This window comes from Chitinivorax tropicus, from assembly GCF_014202905.1.
Classification (GTDB): domain Bacteria; phylum Pseudomonadota; class Gammaproteobacteria; order Burkholderiales; family SCOH01; genus Chitinivorax; species Chitinivorax tropicus.
Map to the genome: position 1 here is coordinate 37105 of NZ_JACHHY010000024.1, position 17944 is coordinate 55048.

Annotated in this window: 16 protein-coding genes; 10 read left to right on the forward strand and 6 right to left on the reverse strand. The window is 57.2% G+C overall.

Annotation, left to right across the window (positions count from 1 at the left end):
• Positions 1–15 precede the first annotated feature (15 nt).
• Both HNQ59_RS16470 and HNQ59_RS16475 read left to right on the forward strand, forming a co-directional pair.
• Complete coding sequence (locus tag HNQ59_RS16470; RefSeq protein ID WP_184041487.1) at positions 16–744, forward strand: LOG family protein; 729 nt, start codon at positions 16–18, stop codon at positions 742–744.
• A 19-nt stretch (positions 745–763) separates the two neighbouring features.
• The gene (locus HNQ59_RS16475; protein ID WP_184041488.1) at positions 764–1093 is read left to right on the forward strand and encodes a DUF2782 domain-containing protein; all 330 of its coding nucleotides are present in this window, start codon (positions 764–766) and stop codon (positions 1091–1093) included.
• On the opposite strand, the gene HNQ59_RS16480 is transcribed toward HNQ59_RS16475, so the two are convergent.
• Together HNQ59_RS16480 and HNQ59_RS16485 are read right to left on the reverse strand one after the other, a co-directional pair.
• Positions 1000–1452, reverse strand: a complete 453-nt coding sequence (locus HNQ59_RS16480; RefSeq protein ID WP_184041489.1) for a hypothetical protein — start codon at positions 1450–1452, stop codon at positions 1000–1002. The genes HNQ59_RS16475 and HNQ59_RS16480 overlap by 94 nt on opposite strands.
• Before the next feature lie 61 nt (positions 1453–1513).
• On the reverse strand, positions 1514–1993 hold the full coding sequence (locus tag HNQ59_RS16485; RefSeq protein WP_184041490.1) for a hypothetical protein: 480 nt from the start codon (positions 1991–1993) through the stop codon (positions 1514–1516).
• A 279-nt stretch (positions 1994–2272) separates the two neighbouring features.
• On the opposite strand from HNQ59_RS16485, the gene HNQ59_RS16490 reads away from it, so the two are divergent.
• Complete coding sequence (locus tag HNQ59_RS16490; protein ID WP_184041491.1) at positions 2273–3826, forward strand: sigma 54-interacting transcriptional regulator; 1554 nt, start codon at positions 2273–2275, stop codon at positions 3824–3826.
• 55 nt (positions 3827–3881) lie between these two features.
• Here HNQ59_RS16490 and HNQ59_RS16495 read toward each other — a convergent pair whose 3' ends face one another.
• Genes HNQ59_RS16495 through HNQ59_RS16505 form a run of 3 tightly spaced genes read right to left on the reverse strand, consistent with a single transcriptional unit; the run spans position 3882 to position 6953 of the window.
• The gene (locus tag HNQ59_RS16495; protein WP_184041492.1) at positions 3882–4493 is read right to left on the reverse strand and encodes a hypothetical protein; all 612 of its coding nucleotides are present in this window, start codon (positions 4491–4493) and stop codon (positions 3882–3884) included.
• Positions 4494–4495: 2 nt separating this feature from the next.
• Positions 4496–6667, reverse strand: coding sequence for a serine/threonine-protein kinase (locus HNQ59_RS16500; protein ID WP_184041493.1), 2172 nt, complete (start codon positions 6665–6667; stop codon positions 4496–4498).
• A 7-nt stretch (positions 6668–6674) separates the two neighbouring features.
• Positions 6675–6953, reverse strand: a complete 279-nt coding sequence (locus HNQ59_RS16505) for a hypothetical protein (protein WP_184041494.1) — start codon at positions 6951–6953, stop codon at positions 6675–6677.
• Between the two features lie 379 nt (positions 6954–7332).
• On the opposite strand from HNQ59_RS16505, the gene HNQ59_RS16510 reads away from it, so the two are divergent.
• The 5 genes from HNQ59_RS16510 to HNQ59_RS16530 all read left to right on the forward strand — a co-directional run bounded on the left by HNQ59_RS16510 (position 7333) and on the right by HNQ59_RS16530 (position 12774).
• Positions 7333–8829 carry a YifB family Mg chelatase-like AAA ATPase gene (locus tag HNQ59_RS16510; RefSeq protein WP_184041495.1) on the forward strand — a complete coding sequence of 499 codons (1497 nt, stop codon included), beginning with the start codon at positions 7333–7335 and terminating at the stop codon, positions 8827–8829.
• 207 nt (positions 8830–9036) lie between these two features.
• Complete coding sequence (locus tag HNQ59_RS16515; RefSeq protein WP_184041496.1) at positions 9037–9723, forward strand: SPOR domain-containing protein; 687 nt, start codon at positions 9037–9039, stop codon at positions 9721–9723.
• A gap of 21 nt (positions 9724–9744) precedes the next feature.
• The gene (locus HNQ59_RS16520) at positions 9745–10416 is read left to right on the forward strand and encodes a thiol:disulfide interchange protein DsbA/DsbL (RefSeq protein WP_184041497.1); all 672 of its coding nucleotides are present in this window, start codon (positions 9745–9747) and stop codon (positions 10414–10416) included.
• Between the two features lie 105 nt (positions 10417–10521).
• Positions 10522–11775: an Hsp70 family protein gene (locus tag HNQ59_RS16525; RefSeq protein ID WP_184041498.1), complete on the forward strand. Its 1254-nt coding sequence runs from the start codon at positions 10522–10524 to the stop codon at positions 11773–11775.
• 48 nt (positions 11776–11823) lie between these two features.
• Positions 11824–12774 carry a ketopantoate reductase family protein gene (locus tag HNQ59_RS16530; protein WP_184041499.1) on the forward strand — a complete coding sequence of 317 codons (951 nt, stop codon included), beginning with the start codon at positions 11824–11826 and terminating at the stop codon, positions 12772–12774.
• Here HNQ59_RS16530 and HNQ59_RS16535 read toward each other — a convergent pair.
• Complete coding sequence (locus HNQ59_RS16535) at positions 12766–13923, reverse strand: dipeptidase (RefSeq protein ID WP_184041500.1); 1158 nt, start codon at positions 13921–13923, stop codon at positions 12766–12768. The genes HNQ59_RS16530 and HNQ59_RS16535 overlap by 9 nt on opposite strands.
• A 256-nt stretch (positions 13924–14179) precedes the next feature.
• Between HNQ59_RS16535 and HNQ59_RS16540 the strand changes: the two genes are divergently transcribed.
• Positions 14180–15916 carry a ShlB/FhaC/HecB family hemolysin secretion/activation protein gene (locus HNQ59_RS16540; protein ID WP_184041501.1) on the forward strand — a complete coding sequence of 579 codons (1737 nt, stop codon included), beginning with the start codon at positions 14180–14182 and terminating at the stop codon, positions 15914–15916.
• A 25-nt stretch (positions 15917–15941) separates the two neighbouring features.
• The coding region (locus HNQ59_RS16545; RefSeq protein WP_184041502.1) for a two-partner secretion domain-containing protein at positions 15942–17944 on the forward strand (2003 nt) is incomplete at its 3' end.

Sequence of the window (17944 nt, forward strand, 5' to 3'; positions counted from 1 at the left end):
GAAGAAGAAATAATTATGAGCCTGACCGAGAAATTACCCAAAATCGAAGATCCGGGCGTGCTTGCGCAAAGTTATCGTGCGCGGGAATCATGGCGCGTGTTTGAAATCATGGCCGAATTTGTCGAGGCCACTGAGCGTCTGCAGGCGATCCAGCCTGCTGTGAGCATTTTCGGTAGCGCCCGCACCCCGCGAGACCATCCATATTACAAGCTCACCGAGGAAATCGCACGCTTGCTGTCAGATGCCGGCTTTTCCGTCATCTCCGGCGGTGGGCCCGGTATCATGGAGGCCGCCAATAAAGGGGCGTATTATGGCAAGAGCCCGTCTGTCGGTTTGAATATCCAGCTACCGCACGAGCAGCACGCGAATCCGTATCAAGATGTCTCGCAGACCTTCCGCCACTTTTTCGCGCGCAAGGTCATGTTCGTCAAGAACGCCACCGCCTATGTAGTGATGCCGGGTGGGTTTGGCACGCTCGATGAGCTGACCGAGGCCCTGACGCTGATCCAGACCGGTAAGTCGCGCAAGATGCCGATCATTCTGGTGGGTAGCGCTTTCTGGGGGGGGCTGGTGGACTGGTTCCGTGACCGGCTGGCGGGCGAGGGTATGATCAATCCAGATGATATGGATCTGATCCAGGTGATTGATGAGCCGGTTGCGGTCATCGATGCCATCTTCAAATTTTACGAGACCCGTGGCTTCGACATGTCGCCTACTGAGCGCGAAATGCAGTTCAGCCTCTGATCTGGAGTGTGGAAAGCGAATGAAACGTCTGACGTTAGTATTGATGTTGGCGGGAGCCGCTACGGCCCTGGCTGCACCGCCCAAGGATACTTCGGTACCGCCCCCCCCGCCCATGCCTGAGAAGACCAAGGAGGATCGTGCTCAAGCCGAGCCGCAGGTGACGGTGATTGAAAAGGCGGATGAAACCATTGCGGAATATCGCATGAACGGCAAGCTCTACATGATCAAAGTGACGCCACGCAATGGGCTTCCCTATTACTTGATCGATGAAAGCGGTGCAGGCCAGATGGTGCGGCGTGAGGGTGAGCCTGCCCTCAAGCCACCGATGTGGGTGCTGTTCACTTTCTGATCCGGTGCCAGGATGGTCTGCAGATCGACGCGGAAGGTCAAAGGGGTGCCGGTGATCTCGAATACTGCGGTCATGCCGTTTGGCGCATAGCGCAAGGGGGGGCCTGCCTGTTCGTCGCCCCACACGGCATTGACCACGGGGCGTATCCAGTCGTGGACGTCCAGTTGCAGGTCGCCACCGGCCACCGCTTCCAGGTCGATCGTCCGGTGTTGGCCGTACAGGATATTGCCACTTTGGCCTGCCTTGGCTTGCACGCCATCATACAAGCGCTGGATCTGGAAACGACAGACCAGGCTGCCACGGTTGATGCAGACGATATGCTGCACAAAATTCAGGTTGGTGTTGTCGATCATGAGCATGGGAGGTATCCCGTGTGGTGGGCCGTTGGCCATTTAGGCAGGCGGGCTGCCGGGTTTATTGTCAATGCAGGACAGCGTGTGGGTTGCTCAAGGTGAGCCCGACGATCTGTTCCAGATCACCCCAATCCATCCCGTCATCGATGTCTTCGCAGCAAAGCAGGTGCACCATACTGTCTTCCAGCTCATCCATGAGCTGGCGTAGCTCAATATGCCAATCGCTCTTCAAGCGGGCGTAGCAATGGGTCTGCAGGTTGATCAACATACATGGCACTTTGTCGTCCCCCTCCAGATGCAGGTTGGGGCCTCCTTCATAGGTTTTGACGAGCCCCTTGCCAGACAGGCTGGCCAAACCGATGAAAATACGGCTGATGGATTCGATGTCTTGTGGATTCAGGCGGATGGCGTGCAGCGCATTGATGGCGGCACTGATGGGCAGCAGGCAGCCCGGTTCGCCCCAGTACACCACCTCGCTGTGGTTGGGTGGCGTGAAGCGTTCGTCGTCCTGACGTTCCCCATGGCATAACAATATATAGCTTCCCATGATCGTTTCCTTCATTCGGTCGAAACCGGTATGGCATCTGTACAGGTGGGTACCGGGCTGACCGGTTTCGGGTATGGGCGTGGGGCCGTCCAGTTACAACGCCTCAAGCAGATGACTTGCCTTATTCAAGTTTCGTGCCAGCATGAATCCCCTTGAAAACTACGCTTTCAGGCAGGTTGGTGTGTCAAATTGACATACAACTCTGTCGGTTTTACACATCGGTTGTAAAATCCCGGTGGCAAGTTTCTTTTTTTACCCTGCCAGCAGAAAGCCCATGCCGTGATCGAGCCCGATAACGACAGCACCCTGACCTCACCCTTACTCAACCTCGCCAATCGAGGCGGATATCTGTTTGGCGTAACAGTGTTATGGCACCCGGATTCGGCCATGGTCGGGGCGCAGTGGGTTGCGCCTGCCGATATGGGGCAAATCACCCTCAACCGATTCTCGCCGCTCTTTCTGCCGCCAGACCAACTGACGCCATTACCGATTGGGCATCAGGCTGTCAGTCGGGTGCCGATCATGCTGTTGCTCAATATCTCCGGCGGGTTGCAGATCGTGCCGCCAGAAAGCCGGATGCTGGTCGAGTTGAATGGTGTGGCCATGTCTGGCCCAATGGAGCTGACTGCCGACCAGTTGGGGCGTGGCGTGGTGTTGGGGTTGGGCGGGCTGGTGCTGCTTTGTCTGCATCGGGTGGCCACCCTGCCCAGACGAGGGCTGGCAAGTGAGTTGATCGGTGTCGGCAGTGCCATGACACGGGTGAGAGAGTTGGTCGCGCAGGCTGCGTCTACAGATCTGCCGGTTTTATTGCTGGGTGAGACCGGATCAGGCAAGGAAGTGGCGGCGAGAGCCATTCATCGCTTGAGTAAGCGACGGGATAAGCCGCTGGTGAGCGTCAATATGGCCACACTTGGGGAGTCGCTGGCGGCTGCCGATCTGTTTGGGGTGACCAAGGGCGCCTACACCGGCGCACAATCGCAGCGGCCAGGTTTCTTTGCTGAGGCCGGCGAGGGCACTTTGTTTCTGGATGAGATCGGGGACACCCCCAGCACGGTTCAGCCCATGTTGCTACGTGTGCTGGAAACCAATGAATATCGACCTTTGGGCGCCACTCGTAATGAAATCAGCCAGGCTAGGCTGATTGCGGCGACCGACCGCCGCCTGGGGCCTGACTCTTTCAACCAGCCGTTGTTACGGCGACTGGAGGCGCTGGTGGTGCACATTCCGCCTTTACGCGCTCGCCGTGAAGACATCGGTGTGCTGATCGGCCACCTGCAGCAACAGTGGCTGGCCAAGACGGGCGTGTCGGCCCAGCTGCCGTTCAGCTTCATCACCGAGCTGTGCTGTTACGATTGGCCTGGCAACGTGCGACAACTCGCGCATGTGCTGCAGAATGCCGTGCTGACCTGCCAGCGTGGCGAGTGGCCGACGTTGGCGAATCTGGTGGGGGAGGCGGATCGCTGGTATCCAGCCCATTTGGCCTTGACAGCCACCGCCACGCCAGCGCCACCTCATCAGCCCTCGCCCGTAGCCATGGCGGTACCCAAGGTACGCCAAGCCCCTTCCGCGTTGACCGAACAACAGGTAGTGGCTGCGCTTGAGCAAGCCGGATGGCGAATCCGGGCGGCGGCTTCGTTGCTGGGGATATCCCGGCCTTCGTTGTACGCCCTGATCGAGATCAACACGTTGATCCGCCAGCCCGATGCTTTGTCTATCGACGAGCTACAGGCTGCCCTGCTGGCCTCGGATGGCGATATCGATCAGTGCGCTGCCTGTCTCAAGACACCACGGGAAGCCTTGCGCCGTCATCTGAAAGCGCAAGGCTTGCTGTAGCGCTCAGTGGCGCTGGCCCAGTCACCCTGAAACCGTGTTCCAGCACTGGGTTGGGTCAACGGTGGGTGCCGTTCCCGACTTCACTTTCCGGGTCAAACGCAAAGGAGCGCACTTCGCTGAATGTGTGCACTTGGCCATTGATCAGCGCGGTTCGGGTGATTTCCACATTCAGGACGAAGGACAGCTCCCAGAAGCCAACCTTGTCGGTGATCTGCAGTTGTTGGAGGTAGCTTTTTTCCACCTCCAGATAGATGCCGCCATCATCATCTTGCCAGTTGTAGCTGGTCTGCCACTCCTGTTCGTTGGTATCCAGTAACAAAATCGAGTTGCTGTTAGCAAGCATCGATGGATTCTGGGAAATGATGTCGCCGTCGTTATCCTTATATGGGCCCTTCGGGGTGGATATCAGCCCGGCTTGCAGGATGCGGAAATCGAATGATTTGAGCTGGTGTGGCTGCCCATCGAAGAAATAGGTCTGGAAGCAACCGCCGGTGATCGTGAAATTGAGGATCTCATTTTCATGCAATTTCAGCAGGCCTGCGGAACGCCCACGTGTCCGCAGCGCATCGCGGTGATCTGCCGAGGTGACGCGCCAGATGAGATTCTGCGAGTTTTGGTTGATATCGAAGGAGACAGCGAACAGTGCAGGTTTTTTTGAAATGCCCATGGTTATCTTTCAGTTGATATTTGTTGATAATGGTGGTCACGGCGTAACTCAACCAGATCCGGTTCGGTTTCGATCAGGGCCTCTGGGTAGCCAAATTGCTTGGCTTTGATCAACGCATCAATGGCCGCTTGTCGCTGCCCTAGCAATTCATATGCCAGCGCTGCCCGGAAGTGCACATCCGGATTGTTGGGTGCCTTGGCCAGTGATTGCACGATCTTTGGAATGGCTTGCGTTGCCAATTGCTGTCTGGCTTCATACAGGCCGGCTCTGGACAACAAAGTGATGTCATCCGGTGACCGGCGCAACAAGGGCTCGATCAATCTGCTGGCTTTGGCATAGGCTTTTTGGGCGTCATGCTCTCTGCCTGGCACCCAGCGCAGCGCATCTGCCAGGTTGGCCCAGCGCAGATAATCTTTGGGGTTGCCTTTGCTGCTGGAGACTGCCCGCTCGAAGGCTTCAGCAGCGCCCAGGTAGTCGCCCTTGGCATACAGTGCCGTACCCAGGTTGCTATAAAGTCTGCCGCTGGGGCGAATCTGCAAACCCCTCTGCAATACGCTCAGCGCCTCATCCAGCCGGTTTTGCCTGAGCAATGCGGCATTCAGATTGGCATAGGCATAGACTGCATCGGGCTGCACCTGAATGCTCTGCCGGAATGCGGCCTCAGCGGCAGCGTAATTGGCCTGTCTGTAGTGCCAGGTGCCTAGCAGGTCGATAAAGAGCCGATCCTGTGGATATCGGCGCAATGCCTCATCCAGCACGGCTTTGGCCTCGATATACCGTTCCAGGCTGATCAGACGGTTGATCTTGGCGTCCAGCGCCTGTGGATTATATGGGTCGAGCTTCAAGGCTAGATCCAGAGCGGCCAGGGCCGCCTCATGCTGGCCGTGGAACCCCAGCACCCTTGCCTGGGCTACATGGGCCAGTGCCAATTGATCATCCTGTTGCAGCGCCAGCTTGGCGCTGACCTCCGCCTGCTTCAACCAAGTCTCATCCATGCTGTCCCCAGCGTAGCGCAGGCTATAGGCCAGCGATAACCAGGCGGCTGCGGCGGCATGGTGGGGGAGTGCCTGCAGGACGGCTTTGAAATGGATGATCGCTTCATCCAGCGCGCCATCCCGATCAAACCGCTGCATGGCTTTTTCCCCCCGCTCAAGGTGGGTGGCGGTGGTCAGCTGAGTTTCGGTGGGCGTCGAGGTAGCCTGGGCCAGCCACCAGATCCCCCCGCCGCCAGCCGCCAGTGCGCCGGATACCGCCAGGATGGCTGCAACCCGCTTCCAGGTGAGCCGGAAGGTTCCGGTTGGCTTGGCTGGGGGCGGGTCGATGTGATCCAGGGTCACGGCTTGATCAGTGATCCGCTGGCGGATTGCGGCCATGCTGCCAGGCCGGGCGGCTGGGTCGCGTGCTGTCATGGCGCGAATCAATGACACTACCCATGGTGCCAGATCTGCTGGCAAAGGCCAGCCGGTGGTATCACCATGGATGCGGGCCGAGGCCAATGCGAAGCCATTCAGAGCTGCATCGGGGCGGGTGCCGGTGACCAATTCATAAAGCACCAGACCCAGGGCGAAGATATCACTGCCAGCATGAGCACGTTGCCCAAGCAGTTGTTCCGGGGCCATATAGGCCGGGGTGCCAATCGGGGATTGGGTATAGTTGGTCTGGGTCTGTAGTGGGTCGGTCTGGTGGGCGATGCCGAAATCCAGAATCCGAATGGAGCCATTGGGCTCCTGCATCAAATTCGAAGGCTTGATATCACCGTGCACCAGCCCTGTCTGATGGGCCTCTGCCATCGCATCGGCAACCTCATCGATGATCCGCAGAGCTTGATCTGCGCCAATAGGCCCTTGCTCGATCAGCTGCCGCAGCGTCTGCCCTGGAACCCGCTCCATGACGATGGCGGGTAATCCTTCCAGCGTGGCAATGGCAAAGATCTTCACAAATGCAGCATGGTGCAGACGAGCCGCCAGCCTCGCCTCGTGCAGCAGCGATTCCGTTTCACCCTGGCCGCTGGTCTTCAGCAGCTTGACGGCGACCTCGCGTTGCAGCTGGGTGTCCCATGCTACATAGACTTGGCTGTATCCTCCTTCGCCAAGTTTCTCACGTAACTCATATTGTGCACCCAGGCTGCCAGTGATCAATTTTCCGCTGGCCGTATCGACCGAGTTCTCCAACATGCTGTCCTTATGCGGGTGACTGACCAATGATCGTCACAAGTTCTGCCGGTTCTGCCGGTATGCCTTCAACAGGTTTGTAACCATGATGCGGTACGTTTGCTTCAATGTAAGGCATGTCATCCTGCCTTGTGGAACAATCTGTGGTGATCATATTGATGCCAGCTGGCCTGGCCAAGCCACTGATTTGACGGACCATAATGATATAGCGGCGTTCGCCGTGCCCATCATGACCAGCCCTGTGCACAGGGCCGGTTCGTGCTTCGTGATGGCGCTTTTTACCAGTCACAGGCACCTCCACAGGGCCTGTGGTGCCGCCAATTATCCCGGGTGAGCATGGGGGGGCGTCAAGTTTATATTTGGTTAAGGTTATATTTTACAAATGCTTTACATATATTAAGTTCAACGGAACCCGACAAGCAGTATTTGAGCTTATCACCATTCCAAGCACCTGCCATGTCCGCTGGCGCAGTCGGTGGCCTTGTCGAAGCAGATCTGACGGGCGGCGCGGCAGTATGGTAGCAGTGTTGCCACGGCGAAGTGGGCTGAATTGCCTACACTCCTATCATGTATGTGATCGGGAGGGGTGTGATGGCCTGCAACGGGGCAGATGGCAACGAGCAAGGTTTCGCCTGGAGCAGCTGTGCCAAGCTGGTGTGGAGCGGATCGTGAGTCTGGCTGTCCTGTATAGTCGTGCGCTGTCTGGCATGGATGCCCCGCTGGTCACGGTGGAAGTCCACCTGGCCAACGGTTTGCCATCGTTCACCATCGTCGGGTTGCCAGAGGCAGAGGTGAAAGAAGCCAAGGACCGGGTTCGTGCCGCCTTACAAAATGCCCGATATGAGTTCCCGGCCAGGCGGATCACTGTCAATCTAGCACCCGCCGATCTGCCAAAAGACTCTGGTCGGTTTGATCTACCGATCGCCATCGGCATCCTGGCGGCTTCCGGGCAGATACCCATCGATCATCTGAGCGAATATGAAATGGCAGGCGAGCTGGCGTTGACTGGTGAGCTGAGGTCTTTCCGTGGTGCATTGGCCATGGTTTATCGGGCGGCTGACAGTGGCCGTGGTTTTATCCTACCTGAGGCAAACGCCCTGGAGGCGGGATTGGTCGATGATGCCAGTGTCTATCCAGCCCGTAGCTTGTTGGCTGTGTGCGCCCACCTGGCGGATGTGGAGCGGCTGGGCCGATTGGAGACGGCACCCGTGGTGGATCGGGTGCATTACCCGGATATGGCGGATGTAAAAGGCCAACATCAGGCCAAACGTGCGCTTGAGATCGCCGCTGCAGGTGGCCACAACTTGATCATGGTGGGGCCGCCTGGCAGTGGCAAATCGATGTTGGCACAGCGACTTCCCGGTATTTTGCCAACCATGACCCAAGCACAAGCACTGGAAAGCGCTGCCATCCAATCATTGGGCAGCAATGGTTTTCAGCTGACGCAATGGCGTAAACGACCGATACGTAGCCCCCATCATTCAGCTTCTGGCGTTGCGTTGGTGGGCGGTGGCGGGCAACCCAAGCCCGGAGAGATTTCCCTGGCGCACCATGGGGTATTGTTCTTGGATGAGCTGCCAGAGTTTGATCGCAAAGTGTTGGAAGTGCTACGCGAGCCGTTGGAGTCCGGCGTGATCCATATCTCCCGTGCCGCCCGACAGGCCGCATTCCCAGCTCGATTTCAGCTGATCGCCGCCATGAACCCCTGCCCATGCGGCTATCTGGGTGACCCCAAAGGGCGTTGCCGCTGTACACCGGATCAGGTGGCGCGTTATCGAAGCAAAATCTCGGGGCCCCTGCTGGATCGTATCGACCTGCAATTGGAAGTCCCGCCATTGCCGCCTGAGGCATTGCTCTCCGCAACTGTGGGCGAGCCGTCGAGTGCCATTCAGCAGCGCGTCGAAATGGCCTATCAACACCAACTGGCGCGGCAGGGCAAGCCCAATGCCCAGCTGGGCACACGTGAGATCGACAGATGGTGCGAGCTGGATGACCAGGCCGAGGCGCTGCTGAAAGCAGCCATCGCCAAACTGAATCTATCTGCCCGCGCCTATCATCGTGTACTCAAAGTTGCCCGCACCATCGCAGATCTGGCCCAGCTGCCGGCTTTGACAACCGCTCACATCGCTGAAGCGGTGCAACTTCGTAAATTCGACCGGCAGTGACCCCTGCCAGCAGCGCCTATGCTGTTCAGCATTGGTTTATGATGTTGGGCAGATATTCAACACGCAGGACGGTTCTCGGCGTGTGGCATGCAAATGCAACAGAATGTCTGATCTGTGATGATCATGGGTTAAAAAAATGCTGGCTATCGGTATAATCGATGGTCATTTTCTGAACTTTGATGGCCCTTTTGGGGCATAGCAGGCAACATGACGAAGGACTATAAATCCTCCTCTCGCTCCGGTGGACGGCGTTCGGGCGGGGGGGGCGGTAGTGGCGGTGTCTGGAAAGGCATGCTGATCGGATTATTTGTTGGGGTGGCTGGTGCTGTGGGTGCCGCATTGTTCCTGAATCGGCACAACAACCCGTTCATGCAACCTGCGCTGAAGCCAAGTGAGCCGCCAAGGGTGACCAAGGCGGATGACCCCAAGCAGACGACCCAGCCAGAGACATTGCAGCCGGGAATGGGTACCAAGCAGCCGACGCCACCTGAATCGAAACGTTTCGATTTTTATCAGATTTTACCGGGTAATGCGGAACCTGCGGTTGCGCCGACTGCCAAACCGGCTGAGTCAGCGCCGACAGGCAAAGAGCCGGTGACGCCTCCCCCAGCGGGCGAGAAACCAGGCCAGTTCCTGCAGGCGGGCGCATTTCAGAATGAAGCAGATGCAGACAATCTGAAAGCCAAGTTGGCCATGTTGGGGGTGGAGGCCAATATCCAGACCACCACGATTCCAGACAAAGGTGTGTGGCACCGGGTACGGATCGGGCCGCTGAAGTCGATGGATGAAGTGGACAGGATGCGCCAATTGCTGACCGGTAACGGGATCGACTCCAACCTTGTAAAGCAGAAACAGGAAACCAAGACCGCTCATGCGGATGGTGCCAAACAATAACCATCTATTACGGAATCAGATATGACATTGCTCAAGCGTCTTTTTGCTGCAGTAACGGTTGCTGGCGTGATGGCAGCAGGTGCCGCGCATGCTGGCGAGCCCTACACCACCTTGCCGCAGCCGCAGCCAACGCAAAGCAAGGACAAGATTGAAATCCTTGAATTCTTCTCCTACCACTGCCCGCATTGCTACCATCTGGACCCGGGCATCAGCGCCTGGGCGGCTAAATTGCCTGCAGACGTGCAATTCCGTCGCGTTCATGTTGCCTGGCCGGGTATGACCAACATCCAGCCTTATACCAAGTTGTTCCACACCATGCAGGCATTGGGTGTGCAGGACAAACTGCATACCAAGCTGTTCGATGCCGTGCAGCGTGACAAGGTCGAGGTACGCAACCCGGAAATCGCCGCTGACTGGTTCAGCAAGCAAGGGGTGGACAAAGCCAAATTCAATCAGGCGTGGTCATCTTTTGGGGTTGAGTCGGCAGCCAGGCAGGCCGAGAACATCAGCAAGAATTACCGTGTCGATGGCGTGCCCACGGTCATTGTAAATGGCAAGTACAAAACCAGTTTGGCTGATGTCGGCGGCGAGTCACAATTGTTCGCCCTGCTGGATCAACTGATCGACCAGGAACGTAAGGCAATGGGTGGTAAAAAGCCTGCAGACAGCAAAAAGCCGGCTGAGAAAAAGTAACTGCTGAAGTCTACTGCAGCCCAAGCCGACGCGTTGTGCGTCGGCTTTTTATTTTTCTTTTAGCAACAGCGTGTTAGAATCCGCGCCCTTTTTCTGGACGGAGGCATGATGGCGATTTGTGGTATTGACTTCGGCACATCCAATTCAACCGCTGGTTGCATGATTGATGGCCGCCCCGCGCTGCTGCCGCTGGAGCAAGGCAAGGCAACCATCCCTTCCGCTTTGTTTTACGACTATGAAGAAGAAGCGGTCTACACTGGACGGGCGGCGATCCAAGGCTATCTTTCCGGTAGCGAAGGCCGGCTGTTGCGTTCCTTGAAAAGCGTGCTGGGCACCTCGTTGATGGATGCCACCACCGAGATTTGCAATCGCCCGATGGGCTTTCGTCAGATTCTGGCGACATTCTTCAATGACCTGAAACAGCGTGCAGAGGCTGCTGGCGGCGAGCCGCTGACCCAAGTGGTGTTGGGGCGGCCAGTTCAATTTGTCGATGATGATGCCAAGGCGGATCGGCTGGCACAGACTACCTTGGAAGGCATTGCCAGGGATGCTGGGTTCCATGAAATCGGCTTCCAGTTCGAGCCAATCGCTGCGGCATTTGACTATGAGCAGCAGGTCACCCAGGAGGAGCTGGCATTGATCGTCGATATCGGTGGAGGCACCTCCGATTTTTCGCTGATTCGCCTGTCGCCTGATCGCCACCGGCAGGTGGATCGTAGCGCAGACATCCTGGCCAATGCTGGTGTGCATATCGGCGGTACGGATTTCGACCGATTGTTGAGCTTGAGCGAAGTGATGCCCCTGCTGGGTCTGGGTGGGCGGCTGGCCCACAAAGATGCACCGGTGCCTTCCAGTTACTATCATCAGTTGGCGACCTGGCATACCATCAACTTCCTGTATGAGCGCAAGGTCAAGCGGGAGCTGAATGAAGTGTTGGCAGAGGTAGCGGACAAAGCGACTTTCATGCGACTGATCAAACTGGTGGAAGAGCGGGCTGGCCATCAACTGGCGATTGCAGTCGAGCAGGCAAAAATCGATGCATGTGACAGTGGCCACGCTGATGTGTCGCTGAGTATGGTAGAGGCTGGGCTGCGGCTGGCATTTGATCTGCCGACACTGGAAGCGGCCATTGCCGATGCCGTGGCGTCGATTGACAGCACCGTTGCGTTGATCTTGCAGCAGGCAGCCATTTCACCAGAACAAGTGACAACCTTATTCTTCACCGGGGGAGCCAGCGGTATTCCCTCCTTGCGGCACGCCGTGTTGGGGCGATTTGGCCACGCGAAGCTGGTGGATGGTGATCGTTTTGGTAGTGTAGGGACGGGGCTGGTCATCGACGCACAACGTCGATATGGCTGAGCAGGCAGCGAGTAGCCCTGCCGTACATAGGGCAAGGAGGGGTGCGGTATGCGTATTGCAATCGTTGGCTCAGGGGGCGTGGGTGGCTATTTTGGTGCCAGATTGGCTATGGCCGGGCATGATGTCCATTTCATCGCCCGTGGTGCCCACCTTCAGGCACTACAACGGCAAGGCCTCCAGATCCATAGCATACTAGGCGATTGCCACCTGAAGGCGTTGTCGGCAACCCACGATCCAACCCAGATTGGTGTGGTGGACGTGGTGATGCTGACATGCAAATTGTGGGATCTGGAGCAAGCCGCAGCGCAATGCCAGAGCATGCTAGGCGAGCGGACCGTGGTGATTCCTTTCCAGAATGGCGTAGAGGCCCAGGACATGGTATGTCGCCACCTGCCTGCGCACTCCGTTGCTGCTGGCGTGGCCTTCATTGCAGCAGCCATTGACGCGCCAGGGGTGATCCGCCACACCGGGGACTTCGCCAAATTGCGCTTTGGTTGGTCAGATCAGCCAGCAGAGCCGCGTTTACAGGCATTCGAATCAGCCTGCCGTGACGCAGGGGTGGATGGCCAGCAAAGCTCGGATATTCAGCGCGCCCTATGGGAAAAATATGTCTTTCTTGTCACGCTATCAGCCTGGACGGCAGTCACGCGCTCGTCGATCGGCACCATTCGACATGACCCCGCCATCCGCCCGTGCCTCATCGCTACATTGACCGAAGTTGTCGAATTGGCGCGGGCACGAGGCGTGGCCTTATCGGAAGAGGTGGTCGCCAAGCAGCTTGCCGTGATCGACAGCATGCCAAGTGAAATGAAATCGTCCATGCTGCATGATCTGGAGCGGGGCCACCGACTGGAAGCACCTTGGCTGTCTGGTGGTGTCACCAGGCTGGGGGTGGAATCAGCCATATCCACGCCGGTCAATACAACGCTCTACGCCGCACTCAAGCCCTTTGTAATGGGGTGGATGGTTGATCAACCGCTTGCCCAGTGTTCAAGGTAAAACCTGCAACAAGTATCGAAACACGTTTTCCCCCATGATCTGCTGGATGTCGTTTTCTGAAAAACCGACATCCAGCAGTGCCTGTGTCAGCTCGGGCAACCGTTCGACATCAATGGGTGTGCCAACCGCACCATCCCAGTCCGAGCCCAACGCCACATGCTGCACACCGATACGGTCTGCCGTATAACGCATGGCCTTGGCGATGCCTTCCACACTGTCGTCGCAGACAGCTGTATCCCAGAAGCCGATTCCCACCAACCCACCATTGCGGGCGATGGCGGCAAGTTGCTGATCACTCAGGTTGCGGTTGTTGTCGCACGTCCCTTTCACGCCCGTATGAGAGACAACCACAGGCTTGGTGGCAAGCCTCAATACATCATTGATGGTGTTGGCCGAGGCATGGGCCAAATCGACCACCATGCCCAGTTGCTCCATCTGTTTCAACCACTGCAGGCCTTTTTCACTCAAACCGCCTTTTTGCAAGCCATGTGCTGAGCCACCAATGTCAGTGTCGAAGAAATGACTGGGTGATATCAAGCGAAAGCCTGCTTGATATAACTTGATCAGATTGTTCAGGTCGCCATCCAATGCATGCGCTCCTTCGATACCGAGCAATCCGGCCACTTGTTTGGCACCCTGCTTGCGACGCGTAATGAATTGTTCCAGATCCTGCCGGGTTTTGATCAATACCAGATCGCCATTGGATCGCGAGGCCATCTCTGTCAGCCGCCCCGCTTGATACATGGCCCGTTCGAACAGACTGTGACGGGTTGCCAGCGGCCAGCGTTGGGCCAGGGCCAGCAAGGCAATATTGTCGGTCTGATCATCATTGCGTTCGATATTCAGATGCTTTGGGGTCTTGGTGACAACCGTGAATACCTGAAAAGCATGGTTCCCTGCCTGCATGCGGGGAATGTCAACATGGCCACGCTGGCTGCGTTGCAACAAGTCACGTCCCCACAGCAGGCTATCTGCATGCAGATCCGCCGTCTGCAACTGCATGTGTAACGCCTTGGCTTTGTCGGAAACGGGCCGGGGCGGCCTGGTGATCGGGTTCATCTGCCGCTCGGCCAACGCAGGGGCAATGAAGAAAAAAACACCTAGACCCACCAGGACGACACCAAGCAAACCGATCAGCAGCTTATCCATGTTTTTGCCTTGTTCGAGGTGATAAGACAAGGTTATGCCATGGCAACATGAATATTTGAAGATGTTCAGTTTTTTATCTATGCGTGTGTTTTTTCGAATGTTTTGCTATTGAATTTGAAAATTATAATATGCTAACATTCGACCTGTTGAATAATTCTGACTATCTGAAATCGTGAGTGATCGTGTAGGGGGCCTGTTGATGACGCAAAGCTGAGCGCGTCAGCCTGATGATCCAGCCGTATTTCGATCTTTATCTATGCCTAGTTTGAAACGCCTCATCCAGCGCGGCCTGTCGGCGGTGTTGGCTGGTCTGTGTGGTATCGGAGCAACTCATGGCGCACTTGCCGCCGATGATCTTGCTGCGCAAGAAGAAATCCGTCGCCGTCAGGCCGAGGAGGCCCAGTCGCGGCAGGCAGTGTTGGAACAGCCACAAGTCAACCTGTCGCCAGAAGTCCCACCAGATGAATCAGCCCCTTGGGTTGCAGAGCAGCCCTGTTTCACCTTGAGCACCATCGAATTGGCGGGTTTGCCAGTCGAAGGCTGGTTGAAGGCCGAGCCGTTTGCCTGGTTGCAACAAGACTTGCAACGTCATGTTGGGCGCTGTGTTGGAGAGCAGGGGCTGCAGAGAGTCGTCCGAGAAGCCAGCAATGCACTGATTGCCAAAGGCTACACCACAACCCGTGCTGGCTTGGTTGCACAGGATCTGTCCAAAGGCACACTACGCCTGCAGCTGTTAGTCGGACGGGTGCGGGAAATCCGCCTGGCCGAGTCCGCGCCCATACATCTTGCATCAGCTTTTCCAATCAGCTCAGGGGATATTCTGAACCTGCGCGATATTGAACAAGGCCTGGAACAGATTCGCAGCCTGGCCTCACAGGATGTGGAGATCGATATTGTGCCGGCGGAGACTGCTGGGTTCAGTGATCTGGTGATCAAAGCGCGCGTTGGTCGCCGCTGGCGGGCAGGTTTGACGCTGGATAACAGCGGCAGCCGCGCCACAGGCTTGCGTCAAGTATCCGGCTCGTTATCGCTCGATGCCCCGCTGGGTCTGAATGATGCATTGACCCTCAGCTTGAATCAGGATGCTGAACGGGATGGTCTGGTACGAGGTTCGCGAGGACATTCTCTGAGTTATGCATTGCCATGGGGCTATTGGGTCTTGTCCGTCAGTGCCAATCGTTACCGCTACCATCAACGGGTTGAGGGCAGCAATCAGGCATTCCAGAGCTGGGGGCGGTCCGCAGGTGAGGAATTGAAACTGTCTCGTGTCATCTGGCGGGGGCAATTCGGCAAAACCACGGTGCAAGGCAAGTTCATCCGCCGACGCAGCCAGAGCTTTATTGATGATGTCGAAATCGAGATTCAGCGCCGTGATACCACCACATCAGAATGGGCCTTGTTGCACCGTCAGCAGCTGGGCGCGTTGCAGTTAGATGTGCAGCTGAGTGAGCGACGGGGGCGCCCGTGGTGGGGTGGCCAGCGCGACACCGGAGCCCATCAGTCGGATACGCCAACTTTCAACTACACCATTCACGCGTTGGACATCAATGCCAATCTGCCATTCAAGCTGGCAGAGCAAAACCTGGTCTGGGCTAGTAACCTGCGCGGGCAGACCAGTCGCGAAGTGCTGTATGGCGCGGATCAGTTCAGCATTGGTGGGCGACATACAGTGCGGGGCTTCGATGGTGAGCAGACCCTGGCTGGCGAGAGAGGTTGGCTCTGGCGAAATGAACTGAGCTGGGCGGTGTTGCACAGCGGACATAACCTGTTCACTGCCTATGACGTGGGCGGTGTGGGTGGCATCAGCGGTGGACAATTGGTGGGCCGCTATCTGGCTGGTGCAACCTTGGGCATACGCGGCGCTTGGCGTGGGCTGGCCGATGCACAATCCAGCCTGAGTTATGAGTTATCCGCCAGCCGTGCAACCCGGCACCCCGATACGTTGACGACCCGGCATCCAGTGCTGGCGTTCCAGATTTCCTATCAATACTGATTAATTTGTTGAAACAGGTGATGCGATGATGTTCCATCGTGCAGATTCCACTTTGGCCAATGACAATGAAACCGTAGCGAAGCAACCCGGCTGGTTCAAACGGCTGGTGCTGTCGTTCACATTAGCCACCTTTGTGCTGCAACCAGTGATGGTTGCTGCGCAGGACATCATCGCTGACCCTAATGCTGGAGCACATCGACCAATTGTTGGTGCAGCCGCCAATGGGGTTGCTGTGGTGGATATTGCGACACCTTCCGCTGCGGGCGTGTCTCGCAACCAATATCAACAGTTCAATGTATCCGAGCGTGGCGCGATCCTGAACAATGCCGCAAATATCACTGCTACCCAATTAGCGGGCCAGATTGTGGCTAACCGGCAATTTGCAGCTGGGCAAGCGGCTCGCATCATTGTCAATGAAGTCACCGGAACCAACGCCAGCCGACTGGCAGGCTATCTGGAGGTGGCAGGGCCGCGTGCCCAAGTGGTGGTCGCCAACCCAAATGGCATCACCTGTAGCGGTTGTGGCTTCATCAACGCCCAACGCGGGGTGTTGACCACAGGTATCCCTCAGTACGCTGCAGACGGCAGCCTGGATACCTATCGGGTCGGTCGCGGCCAGATCGTTGTCGAGGGGCAGGGGCTGAATGCCAGTAACGTTGACCAATTTGACCTGATTGCCCGTAGCGTGACCATCAATGCGCAGCTTTGGGCCAACTATTTGAATGTGGTGGCAGGTAATGCCCAGGTCAAACATGATGGTTTGACCATCAGCCCACTGGTGGGTGAGGGTGCGGCCCCTGCGTTTGCAATCGATGTCGGGGCCCTGGGTGGCATGTATGCCAACAAGATCCGCCTGGTGGGCACCGAGGCTGGGTTGGGTGTCAATCTGGCCGGTAAATTGGCGGCACGGGCGGGTGACTTCAGCCTGAAGCACGACGGAAAAGTTGTCATCAGTGGCGAGTTGCAAGCCAGTGAGCACATTACATTGAGTGCTGGTCATCTGGAGATGGGTGGTAAAAGCGCCGCTGGCGGTGAGTTGGTCGCCCAGGCAAAACAACTGGCCTTGTCCGGTGAGCATCAGGCCAAAGCAGTCCGGCTTGCCAGTGAGCAATTGTCCACCACTGGTGTGTTGAATAGCCAATCAACCATTGATCTGTCAGCAAAGCAGCTGACCCAGCAAGCGATTGTCCGTGCTGGAGGGGCGGTCAAACTTGCTGCTACCGATACATTGGATCAACAAGGGAGTATCTCTGCCGCTGGTGATGTGGCGTTATCTGCCCGTAACCTGACCCAATCTGGGCAGGTGGGTGCAGGGGTGGACGAGGCTGGTGCGACTACAGGGGCTGGGGCGTTGTCAATGACTGCGACCGAGACACTGAACGCAACGGGTGCGCAGTTGGCTGCCGGCCAATTGACCGTGGCGGCACGTACATTGAGCCTGGACGGAAAGACACAGGCCAATCAGATTGATGTGAATTCAACAGGCGCGTTGAATGTCGCTGGTGAGCTTCGCAGCATCGGGCAAGCCAAGTTGACGGCTGTCGATACGCTGACACAGCAGGCTAAAGTGGCGGCAGGCGGCCAGCTGACCCTGGTGGGACAGGGCAATGTGTCCGTCGCTGGCTCCCAACATGCGGGTGGGCAGCTGTATGTATCAGGCCGCCAAATACAGCTCGGCGGCAATAGCCAAGCTGCAACGGTGGCAGTCGAAGCCAGTGATTCCCTCAAGGTGCAGGGCGCGTTGCGTGCGCAGCAAGGAATCAAACTGGCTACAGGTGGTGCGTTGGAGCAAGCCAGCCAGCTCATTGCCGGCAGTCATGTCGATCTCAGTGCCAACGCTATCAATTTGACCGGTACCACCGCAGCGGGGGTGGATGCCAAGGGTGTGGCAAACCAGGCAGGGGATTTGACAATCCAGGCTAAAACCACATTGACAGCGACAGGCAGCCAGATTGCCGGTCGGCAACTGACCATGGCGGGACGGCAGATCACCCTGGCAGGCCAGACCCAGGCACAAAGCGTGCTGGG